At 40.8% G+C, this 14,762-nt stretch carries 14 protein-coding genes and 1 pseudogene; all 15 read right to left on the reverse strand.

Translation table 11 applies throughout. The features are described 5' to 3' along the window. Nucleotides 1–161: 161 nt before the first annotated feature. The 15 genes and pseudogenes from SK578_RS06710 to SK578_RS06780 all read right to left on the reverse strand — a co-directional run bounded on the left by SK578_RS06710 (nt 162) and on the right by SK578_RS06780 (nt 14,760). A complete protein-coding gene (locus tag SK578_RS06710; RefSeq protein ID WP_033681710.1) occupies nt 162–941 on the reverse strand; it encodes an L-threonylcarbamoyladenylate synthase in 780 nt (259 codons plus the stop codon). A gap of 27 nt (nt 942–968) precedes the next feature. Next, entirely contained in the window at nt 969–1,562 is a 594-nt protein-coding gene (gene leuD / locus SK578_RS06715; RefSeq protein ID WP_000410625.1) for a 3-isopropylmalate dehydratase small subunit, read from the reverse strand. Between the two features lie 9 nt (nt 1,563–1,571). Continuing rightward, on the reverse strand, nt 1,572–2,954 hold the full coding sequence (gene leuC, locus SK578_RS06720; protein WP_042751270.1) for a 3-isopropylmalate dehydratase large subunit: 1,383 nt from the start codon (nt 2,952–2,954) through the stop codon (nt 1,572–1,574). Nucleotides 2,955–2,957: 3 nt separating this feature from the next. Beyond that, a complete protein-coding gene (locus tag SK578_RS06725) occupies nt 2,958–3,227 on the reverse strand; it encodes a DUF1294 domain-containing protein (protein WP_004269690.1) in 270 nt (89 codons plus the stop codon). Then, nucleotides 3,224–4,261, reverse strand: coding sequence for a 3-isopropylmalate dehydrogenase (gene leuB / locus SK578_RS06730; RefSeq protein WP_042751271.1), 1,038 nt, complete (start codon nt 4,259–4,261; stop codon nt 3,224–3,226). The genes SK578_RS06725 and leuB overlap by 4 nt, the downstream gene beginning before the upstream one ends. 11 nt (nt 4,262–4,272) lie before the next feature. Next, complete coding sequence (locus SK578_RS06735; RefSeq protein ID WP_042751272.1) at nt 4,273–5,835, reverse strand: 2-isopropylmalate synthase; 1,563 nt, start codon at nt 5,833–5,835, stop codon at nt 4,273–4,275. 313 nt (nt 5,836–6,148) lie between these two features. Further along, nucleotides 6,149–6,805 carry an MmcQ/YjbR family DNA-binding protein gene (locus tag SK578_RS06740; RefSeq protein ID WP_042751273.1) on the reverse strand — a complete coding sequence of 219 codons (657 nt, stop codon included), beginning with the start codon at nt 6,803–6,805 and terminating at the stop codon, nt 6,149–6,151. 43 nt (nt 6,806–6,848) lie between these two features. Continuing rightward, nucleotides 6,849–7,481 carry a copper homeostasis protein CutC gene (locus tag SK578_RS06745; RefSeq protein ID WP_042751274.1) on the reverse strand — a complete coding sequence of 211 codons (633 nt, stop codon included), beginning with the start codon at nt 7,479–7,481 and terminating at the stop codon, nt 6,849–6,851. A 92-nt stretch (nt 7,482–7,573) separates the two neighbouring features. After that, entirely contained in the window at nt 7,574–7,933 is a 360-nt protein-coding gene (locus tag SK578_RS06750) for a YbaN family protein (RefSeq protein ID WP_042751275.1), read from the reverse strand. Nucleotides 7,934–8,037: 104 nt separating this feature from the next. After that, nucleotides 8,038–10,125, reverse strand: a complete 2,088-nt coding sequence (gene topA / locus SK578_RS06755; protein WP_042751276.1) for a type I DNA topoisomerase — start codon at nt 10,123–10,125, stop codon at nt 8,038–8,040. Between the two features lie 222 nt (nt 10,126–10,347). Further along, a pseudogene (gene dprA, locus SK578_RS06760) lies at nt 10,348–11,195 on the reverse strand (DNA-processing protein DprA). Between the two features lie 87 nt (nt 11,196–11,282). Beyond that, nucleotides 11,283–11,972 (reverse strand): sugar phosphate nucleotidyltransferase, encoded by a 690-nt coding sequence (locus SK578_RS06765; protein WP_000643956.1) that lies wholly within the window; start codon nt 11,970–11,972, stop codon nt 11,283–11,285. An 11-nt stretch (nt 11,973–11,983) separates the two neighbouring features. Next, nucleotides 11,984–12,862: a DMT family transporter gene (locus tag SK578_RS06770; protein WP_042751278.1), complete on the reverse strand. Its 879-nt coding sequence runs from the start codon at nt 12,860–12,862 to the stop codon at nt 11,984–11,986. Further along, nucleotides 12,852–13,721: a choline kinase LicA gene (gene licA, locus SK578_RS06775; protein WP_042751279.1), complete on the reverse strand. Its 870-nt coding sequence runs from the start codon at nt 13,719–13,721 to the stop codon at nt 12,852–12,854. Before licA ends, SK578_RS06770 begins: the two co-directional genes overlap by 11 nt. Nucleotides 13,722–13,737: 16 nt before the next feature. Beyond that, the gene (locus SK578_RS06780; RefSeq protein ID WP_042751280.1) at nt 13,738–14,760 is read right to left on the reverse strand and encodes a ribitol-5-phosphate dehydrogenase; all 1,023 of its coding nucleotides are present in this window, start codon (nt 14,758–14,760) and stop codon (nt 13,738–13,740) included. Nucleotides 14,761–14,762 lie beyond the last annotated feature (2 nt).

Raw genomic sequence — 14,762 nt, forward strand, 5'->3', positions numbered from 1 at the left:
AATCTAACCCCTTTTACTAATGATGTTTAAATATTAGCATTACTTATTAACATATATTTTATAAATAGAATACCATATCCTATAGAAAAAGAAAAGAATTTCTAAAGAAAAAGCCTAGTGTAGAGAGCTTTATTACCTCATAACACTAGACTCTTTTTATCTTAATAATACTCGCCTTGGCGGTAGTCCCATGAGTTAAAGATATCTGACAGGTGCATCATAATCTTATCAATGTCAAGCCCTTTGCGGATTACAACTGGAGCTGGTGAAGTTGAACGAGCTCCTCCTTGTTCTGGGATGAGTTTGCCGTCCTTATCGACCATAGAGACCATCACACCTTGCTCGTAGCGTGTTTCAATCGTTTTGTCAGGCTGGATTGATGCCACGTAGTCGTCTGCCTCGATAACAAGGTCCACTGCGCCTTCTATACGTTCTCCGATTCCTTCTACCTTACCACGATTTCCTTTGCCAGATGGGTTTGCAGATGAAGCGTATACCATCTTGCCTTCTTCCCAAAGTTTGGCAGCCAATTGTTCACCAGCTTTCCCGAATTTAATAACAAAACAGCTAGTACCACGCACGTCAGTCATGAGTTCTTCACGACCATCCCCATAAGCTTTGAGTTTTTCAAAAGCTTCTGGTTTCCATGGAAGGATACATCCAAGAAGAATATCTTCATCCCAATGTTTTTGATAAAAGGCTTCAATTTCTGGGTTGAGTTGTGCTAAAGCACGAAGCTCATCCATGCTACCGCAGAGAACAACACCTGGTTTATTACGGTTACGTTCTTTGGCTTCAAACTTGCGTTCAAGTCCTGCCTTATCGCTAGTCATGATGATGTAACCAACTTTAGTAGGGCAAACAATACAACCGCCCTCACCTTTTAAAATATCATATCCTTCTTGTGAAAGTGTTCCGTTCCATTGAATGTGTTTTGTCATAGTTCTATTTCCTTTTCTAATTTTCTTCTAATCCTGCCAGTAGGCTGGTCGTTGTTTTTCATAAGCAGCAATCAAATCTTCATACTGCAAGGTAATACCGATATCATCCAAACCATTTAAGAGCTTGTGTTTCCATTCACTATCGATTTCGAAAGTGAATTCTCCAACTGGTGAGATGATTTTTTGTTGTTCCAAGTCCACGGTTACCTGGTCACTTGGTTGTAGCTGGGCTAGTTTCTCTCTAACCTCTCTGGGCTGAACAATTGGTAACATGCCATTATTAAGTTCATTATTGTAATGAATGTCCCCAAAAGATCCTGCAATCACGACCTTAAAACCATAGTCCGCTAGAGCCCAAGCGGCATGCTCCCTCGAAGATCCTGCCCCAAAGTTATCCCCTGAGATGAGAATACTAGCTTTCCGATATTCAGGTCGGTTAAAGACAAAGTCTGGGTCCTCAGTATACTTGTCATCCAGATAACGCCAAGCATACATGAGATACTTACCAAAGCCTTTTTTATCAATTAACTTGAGAAACTGCTTGGGAAGGATTTGGTCGGTGTCGATGTTATCATTCATAAGAGGAACGGTCGTTCCCGTATAAACTGTAAATTTCTCCATATCCTCTCCTTACTGGGCTTCTGGCATTTGTCGAACATCTACAAAGCGCCCTGCAATAGCTGCTGCTGCTGCCATGGCTGGACTGCAGAGATGAGTCTTAGCACCAAAGCCTTGTCTATCTTCAAAGTTGCGGTTACTGGTTGAAGCACAGTGAACGCCATCAGGTACCTTGTCGGGATTCATCCCTAGACACATGGAGCAACCTGGGTCTCTCCACTCAAAACCAGCATCTAGAAAGACTTTGTCCAAGCCCAACTTCTCAGCAGCTCGTTTGACAGGACGAGAGCCCGGAACTACAATTGCTGTTAGATTGGGAGCAATTTTCTTCCCTTTGACAAATCGCGCAGCCAGTTGCAAGTCGCTGAGACGAGCATTGGTACATGAACCGATAAAGATATAGCCTAGTTCAATATCAGCTGGCTTTTGACCTGGCTCTAAGTCCATGTAGTTGTAAGCTCGCTCATCATTCATATCTTTAATTTCTGGGAAACTGCTGTCAAAGTCAACCCCCATAGCAGGATTGGTTCCCCAGGTCACCATAGGAGCCAAGTCTGAAACATCCATCTGGATAATCTTATCATAAACAGCATCATCATCACTGACAATTGTTTTCCAATCCGCCACAGCCTCTTCAAAGTCCTCTGGAACACATTCCCGTCCCTTGAGATAATCATAGGTGGTTTGATCCGGATTCATGATTCCCATCTTAGAACCAAACTCGATGGACATATTGCAGATGGTCATGCGTTCTTCCATGCTCAGTGCATCAATTGCTTGTCCACGATATTCCACCACGTAGCCAACACCGCAGGCAACTCCGTACTTGGCAATCAAAGCTAGAATGAAATCCTTGGAATAAACTCCTTTTTGAGGAACTCCTGTAAATTCTACCAGCATTTTCTTGGGTTTGACCTGCCAGAGGGTCTGGGTCGCAAAGACATGCTCGACCTCACTGGTCCCAATTCCAAAAGCGATTGCTCCGAAAGCCCCGTGGGTTGCTGTATGGCTATCTCCGCAGACGATGAATTTCCCTGGTTGGGTCCGTCCTATTTCTGGACCAACCATGTGAACGATTCCCTGTTTTTCAGAACCGTGGGCTGCATGTTCAATCCCAAACTCCTCAACATTTTCAGCTAGCTTATCAATTTGAGCCTTAGAAATCACATCTCGAATATCGTAGATATTGACTGTCGGGACATTGTGGTCAAAGGTTCCAAATGTCAAGTCTGGTCGTCTCAATCTACGACCTGCGTCTCGTAATCCTTGAAATGCCTGAGGACTGGTCACTTCGTGGATATAGTGCTGATCCACATACATGAGTTGGGGCTGCCCCTCTTCTCCTGTGATGACATGACGGTCCCATAATTTATCAAAAATCGATTTTCCTGCCATCCATTACCTCCAAATAAAATATAAGGCTACTAGTGTGGTCACCATCCCGAGAAACCAAACCGTTTTAAAGTACCATTTTCTAGTCTTATGGTGAAAGATGATTCCTGCCAACCAAGCCCCAAAACCACCACAAGTAAAGGATAAAATGAGTAAGATTTTCTCAGGGATGCGCCAAGCTCTTCTCCTTGCCTTGGATTTGTCAATGCCATAAATGATGAAAATCATGACATTCCAAATCAAAAGGACTAGAGTAATTTTTTCGTCTAACTTCATAACCTTGCGATAATAGCTTCCGTCAGTTCCTTGGTCGAAGCCTGTCCTCCTATATCTCTCGTTAAAATTCCAGATGCCAAACTTGTGTCAACAGCATGCTCAATACGCTCTGCATCCTCATAACGACCAAAGCTATCTCTCAACATCATGGCAACTGATAAAATCATGGAAATAGGATTGGCAATACCTTGACCTGCAATATCAGGCGCTGAACCGTGAATAGGCTCATAGAGACTTGGGCCATTTTCAGAATGACTGGCTGATGGCATGACCCCAAGTGTACCAGATAGGACGCTTGATTCATCAGATAAAATATCTCCAAAAAGATTCTCCGTCACGATGACATCAAACTTAGCAGGATTGGTAATCATAAGCATGGCAGCTGAGTCGACTAGCTGGTGCTCCAAGGTTACATCTGGGAAATCCTGCACGACTTCCTCAGCTACTTTCCGCCAGAGTTTTGAAGTCGCTAGAACATTTTGCTTATCGATACTAGTAACGATTTTTCTGCGATTTCTTGCAATTTCAAATGCCTTACGAATAATCCGCTCTACTTCTTCATAGCTGTAGTCGTTGATATCACGCGCTTTCCGCTCTTCAAGAATATGATCTCCAAAGTAAATCCCTCCTGTCAACTCACGCACAACTACAAAGTCTACACCAGCAATTCGTTCTGGTTTTAGAGGTGACAAATGCTTGAGATTATCAAAAATCTTAACTGGGCGAATATTGGCATAGAGATTGAGTTCCTTACGGAGAGCTAGCAAGCCTTGTTCAGGGCGAACCGCTGCTCCATCATACTGAGGACTACCGATAGCCGCTAGGAGGATAGCATCTGCTTCTCTACATGCCTTGAGGGTTTCATCAGGTAAGGGATGCCCTGCAGCATCAATACCTGCACCTCCGAAGGGTCGTCTGTCAATCTCATAGTCAAAACCTGTTTTTTCAGCTAGAACCTCCAGAACCTCTAAACTAGCCTCCATGATTTCTGGGCCGATTCCGTCCCCTGCTAGAGCTACTATTTTCTTTGTCATAGCCTTCTCCTTTACACACTAGGCATATCGCGGTAAGAAACACTGCGTCCCATCTCACCAGCATTCTCTTTTTGAACAAAGGTATTGGCATTGATATAGGCAATAGCCGAAGCCTTCAACACATCGAAATCAAGCCCTGCTGCATTAAAGATGGTTTCTGTATCTCTGTTTTCAACAGTGACCAAGACCCGAGCTTGAGCATCGATTCCATCTGTCACCGCATCTATAGTGTAGGATACCAAGCGGACAGATTGGTTAAAGAACTTATCGATAGCGTTAAAGATTGCTTCAACAGAACCTTGCCCTGTCGCATTAAATTCGACTTTCTCACCATCCATATTGGCTAGGCTAACGAGTGCTTCAATGTCATTATCTGCATGGGTTTGCAGTTGTAAATCATCAAAATGGAAGCCTTCTGGATTTTCAACCATGGTTCCAGCTACCAGAGCACGAATATCTGCATCTGTGATTTCTTGCTTTTTATCAGCCAGCGCCTTGAACTTAGCAAAGAGTGGTTTGATATCCTCTTCTGAAAAGTCTAGGGCCAATTCTCTTAGTTTTTCAACAAAGGCATGGCGACCAGACAATTTTCCAAGTGGAAGACTATTACTCTTAACACCGACTAATTCAGGAGTGATGATTTCATAGGTAAGAGGATTTTTAAGGACTCCATCTTGGTGAATACCAGATTCGTGAGAGAAGGCATTGCCACCAACCACAGCCTTGTTTTTAGGAACTGGAATACCAGAGAAGCGAGAAACCATTTCTGACGTATTGATGGTTTCATTTAAAACAATACTGGTTTCTGCTTGGTAGTAATCTTGGCGAATATTGAGAGCCACTGCAATTTCTTCAAGAGCAGCATTCCCAGCTCTCTCACCTATTCCGTTGATAGTTCCTTCGACACGTCCTGCCCCATTCTTGACAGCAGCAAGGCTATTAGCCACTGCCATTCCAAGGTCATCATGACAGTGAGGTGAATAGATAATCTGACGATCTGTCTTGACATTCTCAATCAAGTGTTTGAAGATGGCTCCGTACTCTTCTGGAGTGGTGAATCCAACCGTATCAGGAATATTGATATAAGTCGCACCTGCATCGACCGCTGTTTGAACGACTTGCAAGAGGAAATCCAACTCTGTTCTAGTCGCATCCTCAGGAGAGAATTCGACCACTTCAAACTTAGAACGGGCATAGGAAACATGCTCCTTGATAGCTTCCAAAATCTCTTCTTTACTCTTATTAAGCTTATACTTACGATGAATCGGACTGGTAGCGATAAAGACATGAACCTGTGGATACTTGGCATCCTTGAGGGCCTCATAACAAGCATCAATATCAGACTTGACCGAGCGTGCCAAACCAGTCACCGCTGTTTTCTTCAAGACCTTAGCAATCTCCTGAACTGCTGTGAATGAATCAGGGCTAGCCGCTGGAAAACCAGCTTCAATTGCTGAAATGCCCCATTTCTCCAGCTGTCTTGCAATGGCAATTTTTTCCTTGATTGAAAAATTAACACCTGGTGTCTGTTCTCCATCCCGAAGGCTGGTATCTAGAAATTCAACTGTTCTCATAAGATTTCCCCTTTCCCAAATGTGGTTTTAAAAAAACATCTCGCTCAGAAGTCCAAGCGAGATGTTGATTCACTCCCGCTTGGTAAGCCAAACAGGACTAATGCTTTTTGCACTAGCCCGAGTACCTCAACAACAAAGCGAATTGATTAAACTTAGCTGTTTTCATGTTTGACTTTCTCCTTCGTTTGATATCTTGTTTAGTATTTTAGCATAGGCAAAAGTACTTGTCAAGAAAAAATCCAATATTTTCTGAAAATTTCTTCAGTAGAGAATATTTTGCTAATTGAAAGTCGTTGAAAAATATTGAAATGTTTCATTTTTTAGTGGTTAAGTTCCAACTTTTTTCTATCAATTCTAGCACTTCTTCATCTGATAAAGCATCATCAAGCGCCACACTAATCCAGTAGCGTTTGTTCATATGAAAAGCTGGATAAATACCTTTATTTAAAAGTAAATCAGCTACTTGGTCATGTTTGAGGTTGACTGCTTCCACCTGTCCTTCTCTGCCCTTTTCCAACTTATCCCAAGAGATTTTCATCAAGACGGCATACCACTTTTTATTGCCTTCGTGTCTTAACACTGCTGTATCAGGTGATTTTTCCCACAGATACTCCAGCTGATTACCATACTTTTCTTGAACTTGAGTCATGATTCGTTTAGTCTGAGGACAGATAAAATCTTGCACATCAAAACAAGCCTTCCGAATCTGGTAAAGAATCTCCAGACAAGCCTCACGGACACTTGCAACAAAACTTCCTTTAAAACTTTCCATATGGACTTGAGGATAGAGGTCACCAGTCTCATGGTCAAAGACTTGAAAACTCACATTATCAGCAGTGATGGATACAGTCATGACAAAGTCACCTTGCAAAATCTGGCAACTATAGGTCCAGACTCCACTATTTTCTACAAAACCATAGGCAAAAGCTTTTTCTTGATTAAACTGATAGGATTTAAATATTTCAAACATAAGCGAAAACTGCTACCCAAGGCTAGCAGTTCCTTTCTATTTTTTAAAAGACAACCTTAGTTCCATGTAATTGTGTCACGCCAAGCTGGTCTATAAAGGTTTGACGGTTGTCAAGGCCAATCCCCCCACCTGGTAGAATTTCAATCTTACCTTTAGCGTGCTCTAAAATTCTGTGATAGTGAGCAAAACGTTTGTCTAGAGAGTCGCCAGATACACCAGCGCGAGTCAGGATACGAGTGACACCAGCTTGGCTGAGCCAGTCAATAGCTTCTAACTGGTCTTCTTCGCTCAATTCATCAAAGGCCATGTGAAAGACAATTTCCATTCCTTTTGATGCAGCTATTAACTTCTCAAGATTAGGCTTATCCAACTTCTTATCAGCAGTTAAAACCCCAAATACAACCCCTTGACTTCCAGCCTGAGCGGTCAACCGAATGTCTTCTAACATGATATCAATTTCTAGGTCATTATAGACAAAGTCGCCACCACGTGGACGAATCATGGTCATGATGGTCGTATCGTAGTTAGCTGCCAATTCAACCGCTGCCTTGGTCACTCCATAGCTGGGAGTTGTCCCACCAACTGCTAGATTGTCACAGAGTTCGATTCGACGAGCTCCAGCCTGCATCGCTTTTTCAAGCAAGGTCACATTTTCAGCACAAAATTCGTAGATCATTTGATTCTCCTTGATTATTACTTTGAATTTATTATATCATATTATTGTAAATATGCTTTCAATTTTATCAAGGCAAATAACTACTATTTTAACTATTCTTTGTCTGGAATGACCTTGAAGAGATAATAGGTGATAAAGATGGTCAAAGCTCCCAGACCGATTTTTACTGGTAAAAGAGGGGCAAAATAAATGGAAATTCCCATCAAGATGTAGATAGATACGATGATTTTTTTCTTTCGTTCACGCGCAATGGACTTGGTCTCGCGAAAATCAGCTACATATGCTTGATAGAGCTTGGTATGATAAAGCCAATCTTCGAAGCGCTTGGAACTTCTTGAGAAACAAGCAATAGACAACAAAAGAAAAGGCGTTGTAGGCAACAAGGGTAAAACAACCCCAACAATAGCCAAGACCAGTGATAAAAAACCAATTATCAGATAAATAATACGCATAACTTCTCCTAGTTAAAATAATCTTCTTCTAGTTTCGCATACAATGGTGAATTTTGTCAAGTTCTAACCAAAAGAGCCTGAAATTAACTTTCAGGACTCTCCTCTTATTTAATCTTTTCTTCTTCGTAGTCGCCATTACTACATACAACCTGCTTGCCACCACCACGGACTTTTTTCTCCATGAGGAAGTTGCCACATTTTGGACAGTCACGACCAACAGGCTTGTCCCAAGAGGTAAATTCACAGTCTGGATAGCGATTGCAACCATAGAAGAGGCGGTTACGTTTGGTTTTACGCTCAATGATTTGTCCCTGATGACAACTTGGACACTCAACACCAATCTCTTTCACGATTGCTTGGGTATGACGGCAATCTGGGAAATTGCTACAAGCGTAGAACTTACCAAAACGACCAAGTTTAATAACCATTGGACTGCCACACACTTCACAATCAAATCCAGCTGGTTCATCCTTGATCTGGATTTTTTCCATTTCTTCTTCAGCCTTGGCCACTTCTTTAGAGAATGGTTTGTAAAAGGAGTCTATAACACGTTGCCACTGCTCTTTTCCGACTTCGACATCATCCAGCTTGCCTTCCATTTCAGCTGTAAAGGTTACGTTTACGATATCTGGGAAATATTCAACAATGAGCTTGTTGACAATTTCCCCCAACTCTGTCGGTTCAAAACGTTTGGATGCAAGGCGAACATAATAACGTTTCTGAATGGTTTCAATGGTTGGCGCGTAGGTTGACGGACGTCCAACTCCATTTTCCTCCAAGGTCTTGATAAGGGTCGCTTCAGAATAACGGGCAGGTGGTTGGGTGAAATGTTGCTCTGGTTTGCTATTGACCTGTTTGACCACATCTCCCACAGCCATATCTGGTAACATCTTATTCTTGTCAGAATCATTATAAATGGCAAGATAACCATCAAACTTAACCTGACTACCATTTGCAGCAAATTGAACTCCATTTTGAGACAATTTAACAGCCATGGTATCAAAGACAGCAGCTGTCATCTGGCTAGCTACAAAACGATTCCAGATAAGGGTATAGAGCTTGAGCTGGTCCTTGTCCAGATACTTAGCGATGCTTTCAGGTGTATTAAAGACACTAGACGGACGAATAGCCTCGTGGGCATCCTGAGCTCCTGAAGCATTTTTGACCTTGCTACCATGCTTAGAATACTTGCTACCAAAACGGTCCGTGATGAAACTTGCTGCTTCATTCTGCGCTACAGGACTGATACGAGTCGAATCGGTACGCATATAGGTAATCAAACCTTGAACACCAGAACCGATATTAATTCCTTCATAGAGCTGTTGGGCAACCATCATGGTTTTTCGAGTACGGAAATTGATTTTATTGGCAGCATCCATCTGCATAGATGAAGTGGTATAGGGTAATGGAGCATTGCGTTTGCGCTCTTTCTTATCCACCTGATCTACTGAAAAATCTTTACTAGTCAGACGAGATAAGACTTCCTTGACCTCATCATTACTAGTCAGTTTTAGCTTTTTACCATCTACTCCATAGAAGGAAGCCTGAAATTGCTTGGTTCCCTTCTTAAAGACACCATCAATTGTCCAGTATTCTTCAGGCTGGAAGGCGTTGATTTCATTCTCACGGTCAATGATGAGTTTAAGGGCAATGGACTGTACGCGCCCTGCTGACAAACCCTTCTTGACCTTTTTCCACAAAATAGGCGAAATCGAATAGCCTACCAAGCGGTCCAAAACACGACGAGCTTGTTGGGCATCTACCAAGTCCATATCAATCTTGCGCGGTTCTTTAAAAGCATTTTTGACTGCATCCTTGGTGATTTCATTGAAGACCACACGGTTGGCATCATTTTCATCCAAGTTGAGAATATGAGCCAAATGCCAAGAAATCGCTTCTCCTTCACGGTCCGGGTCACTCGCCAGAAAGACTTTATTAGCTTTTTTAGCTTCTTTTTTCAAGTCATTGATAAGAGGACCTTTTCCTCGGATATTGATATATTGCGGTTCATAATTATTTTCAATATCGACGGACATACTAGATTTCTTCAAATCACGGATATGGCCGACGCTGGCTAAAACCTTGTAGTTTCTGCCGAGATATTTTTCAATCGTCTTGGCCTTAGCAGGCGACTCCACGATTACTAGATTTTTTTTAACTGTTGATTTTTTCTTTTTTGTTTCCGTAGCCACAGTATCACACCTTTTCAAAGTAATAAACTTTATAAAGTGTAAACCATTTTGCCATAACTGTCAAGACTTAGCTCCTATATATAGAAGAAAAGTTTGTCTAGTAAGTGAAATTTCGTCTTATAGTCAATGAAAATCAAAGAGCAAACTAGGAAGCTAGCCACAGGCTGTACTTGAGTACGGCAAGGTGAAGCTGATGTGGTTTGAAGAGATTTTCGAAGAGTATTAAAATTCAAATTCCGCAAGAACATCCTGCCCACTGGTGACCAATTTTGCTCCTTCTTGAATCAAATGATGACATCCATCAGATAGTCCATCTAAAATGCTACCAGGTATAGCAAAAACATCGCGTCCTTCTTCCATTGCCCTCTCACAGGTAATGAGACTACCTGAACGCATCTTAGCCTCTGCTACAATCACACCACGACAAAGTCCAGCAATGATGCGATTACGGGCAGGAAAATGAAATTTTAGAGGTTGTTCACCAGGTCCATACTCACTGAGAACCAGATGGTCATTGCCGATGTAGTCTTGCAAGCGTTTATTAGCTTTAGGATAAAACACATCCAGTCCTGTTCCAATCACTGCAATGGTTTTTCCGCCATTCTGAAGAGCTGCCATATGAGCTGCTGTGTCAATTCCCTTAGCTAATCCACTGACGATAACCAGTTCATTTTCCAAACCCTGAATGACTTTTTCAACTGACTTAGCTCCCTGTTTGCTACAAGCGCGACTACCCACAACTGCTACCTTAGGAAATTTCAAGAGATCCAGATTTCCCTTGTAAAATAAAAGCACAGGTGCATCATAAATTTCACTCAAATCCCAAGGGTAACAGTCATCTAAAATAGAGAAAGATGGAAATTTTTGAAACTCCTTCTCCAAATGCGCATCGTTTATCTGAAAATAACGTTCCATAAAAACAGCTGGATTTCGGCAACCTGATATTTCTGCAATATCACCCAACAACAGTTCTTGATCGACATTTTCACCGTATTCTAGAACGTTCAAAATCTGTTGATTGGTCAAACCTGATTTTTTAACTTATAGATTTCATAGTTTGTGATTTTCATAAATATCTCCATTTCTTTTTCTACTCATCTATTTATTCGTAAAAAAATCAAAAAACATCCGACTATTTCAGCCAGATGTTGGAATCTTTAATTTTCGTTTTTAAGAATTTCTTCTAATTTATGATAGTCTTGGACACTATCGATCTCATAGATGCTATTGCCTTCTAATTCTTCAACATAGACATCTAGCTCTTTGATATTATCCTTAACCATATTGTCCCAGTAGAGATCAACAAATTCACCACTTGCATAGGCCTTATCGATAAAGCTAACAATTTTTGCTGCTGTTGGAGCATCCCAGAAGGATACCCCACTAAGAATGCGACCAGCTTTGCTATCAACAATAATGTCTTGAACTTTGTAGTCATCCCCATAGACCAAGAACCATTCGTTGGTACAATCTTCACGATAAACACTAAAATAAGTAGAACGTGTCAAATCATTGCGGAACATATTTTTAAAGAGATAATTATCGGCATCGATAACGTAACTGTTAGCTAATTCTTCTTTTACAAGATAGAGAGAGTAAAAGTTATTGTAGTCAGCGTATTTATCATTGAAAACGAGGCGAACACCATATTTTTCTTTTAAGTAATCAAATTGTTCTTTAAGGTAACCAACAATGATGATGATATCATGGATACCTTTTTCTTTTAAAAACTCAATTTGGTATTCAATCAAAGGTTTTTGATTAACCTGAACCAAGGCTTTAGGGGTATTTTCAGTCATAGGACGCAAGCGAGTTCCCAATCCCGCTGCTAAGATGATGGCTTTCACACGAATCTCCTTTATTCTTTAATAATAATATAAACTCCAGCAATGACGACAAGTGACGTAATAATTGTCAGCATATCTAGTGGTGCACCCAAGAAAATAACTGCAAACAAGACAGTCCAGACTACATAGCTCACGTTCAAGCCTGTAGCCTTGGCTGGTTGTAAGCGATTGATAGCGATATAATAAGCCAAGTAGGAAATCATATCAAAGGCTGCAAAGACAATCATAAGACCTAACAATTGTCCATTAGCTACTTCTGCAAATGACTGATGAGAGAAGAGCACAATCACAAGATAGGACAAGAATGAAGTCACTTGACGGATTAAGAGGGCTTCGATTTCACTCAATTCACTTTCCATAGCAAAAGAGCTAAGGACACTTTCACTCCCCCATGCAATGGCACAAACCAAAGCACAGAGAATCCCAATGTAGAAGGAATTGACCTGTTCAACCTTATAGGTCTGGGCAATAATTCCTGCAATAATCAAGATAATCCCAAACACAGTATTTTTCGAAATCTTGTGCTTCAAGAAGAAGAAAGCCAATAAAACTGAAATCGCAGGGTAAATAGCTGATACAGATGAAGCTAAAGAACTTCCGATATACTTAACTGCATAAAGATTGGCCTGCATACCGATAGGGCCTGCTAGTAAGGCGCCGATGATCACACTCACATTGCGAATATTTAAGAAAATTGAGAGACGCACTTTTCCTTCTTTTACTAAAAGAAAAGCTAGTAAGATAAAGATACTCAAGAAATCGTGAGCAGCAGCCACCACAAAGGGCGACAAATCTGTAAAAATCGAAAAGATATAAGCACTAATCGTTAGACCTAATCCCCAGAAAACACCTGAGAGTAGACCAAAAGAAACTCCATTTTTATTTTTCATCTAAACCTCCATAATAGGCTAAACCTTTAACAGCTCTTTGGTAACGATTTACACCATAGTCAGCAAAATCTGCACCTTGCTCTTCCTTATAGACTGTCCATAGACTCCAAATAGTATCTTGTAAAATTTTATAAATGGCAATCTTTTCACGAGAGACAGGTGTTTGCTCACTCTCATAGTGAGACAAGAAGGCTTCTTCCTCTTGAGGAGTGAATTCAGACTCTAAAAAGAGAGCAGCCAAATCCCACATTGGATCATTCATTGATGAATATTCCCAGTCAATCAGATAAAGACGTCCTTGAGGTGATTCGATAAAGTTTTCAGGCACCAAATCGATATGACAAGATTTTCTGTCAACACCTAAGTCAGCCAGTCTTTTCTCTAAGGAGAAGACTTCTTCTCGAACAGCTTCATAGTTAGCATAAGGAATTTTTTCTTCAATCAAGGATTCGTATTTTTTGATTTCTTTAAAAGGAGCAAATTCTCCTCTTAATTCCTTACCAGAAGCATGAATAGTTTGTAATATTGGAGCAATTTTATCAAATTTGGTCTTGATTGACGTTGAATCAAGCGTAATCGCAGATTCAATATACTCATTTACTTTAATACCAGCTTCAATATCAAAAAGATAATTTTTTACATCTAAGTCTAAATCTTTAAGTAGTTCAAGATTGTACTTTTCATCTTGACGATTGATCAGCTTTTCTGTTCCTTTACCAAAGAACTTAACAATGTATTGCTTATTTGTCGTTTTGGCCAAATAGTTTTGATTGGTCATTCCCCCCAGTTGTTCAACACTGAGGACTTCCTCTTCTTGACTAAGTAAGGAAGAAATTTTTTCTTTAATGATTTTCTCCACAATTAACCTCCAGTTCTTATACTTCCCACTTAAACACAGTTTTAAAGGCTGTATTTAAATCGGTAGCAAAGACACGGTGAATATCTTTAATTTCTCTTACAGGTTCTTCTAGATAAAGGATATTTTTAAGACGATTGGCAAATTTCTTGACTTCCATCATTTGGATGGCATTTTCAAAATCGATGCGACCAGAACGAGAGGACCCAACCAAGAGCAAGCCCTTTTCTAAGGCATCGCGTGTGTTGAGATTGACTTTATATTCGCTAACGCCCATCATAAGAATCGTGCCCTGAGGACGAATGTAGCGAATCAAATCATTTATAGCTGGTCCAGTACCATCCCCACCACAACACTCAAAAGCATGGTCAAAGGCCAAATCTTCAGGAATATTGTCAGTAATATAGCATTCTTTGGCAAATGAGAAAAGTTCCAATTTTTCCCAATGACGGCCAATAACCACAATCTCTGCTTCTGGCAAAGTATAGTTGATAATATTAGCAACTACAAAAGCTAAACTTCCATCTCCGATAACAGCGATTCGATTCCGCCTGCTATGAGCAAGGGTCAATAGACGATTCATAGCGTGCATGCCAACACTGACAAACTCTGTAATGGCTGCAACCGTATCTTCAATAGCATCATAAGCCACCACACGGTGTTTAGGGAGAGAAACAAATTCTCTCATAAAGCCATCAAATCCACTAGACAAGAAATGAGTCCCTATCATGTAGTTTTCATAGAATTCTTCATCACTCTGCATAGGAGGCTGATTGGGAATCATGACAACTTTTTGCCCAACCTCGTAGGTTCCTGTCGGGTCAGAAATAACGGTTCCACATGACTCGTGAATCATTGCCATTGGAAACTTTTTATTCAAAATCTTCGGATCACGTTTTCCTTGGTAGTAACGCTGATCCGCATGACAGACCGCCATATAATTAGGGCGGATGAGGATATGATTCTCTTGGTCAATAGCCTCTTCCTGATATTTGACATTGATAAACTTAGGCTTAGTTAGTTGATAAATTTGATTAATCATTT

The organism is Streptococcus mitis (genome assembly GCF_000722755.1).
Taxonomy (GTDB): Bacteria; Bacillota; Bacilli; order Lactobacillales; family Streptococcaceae; genus Streptococcus; species Streptococcus mitis_CM.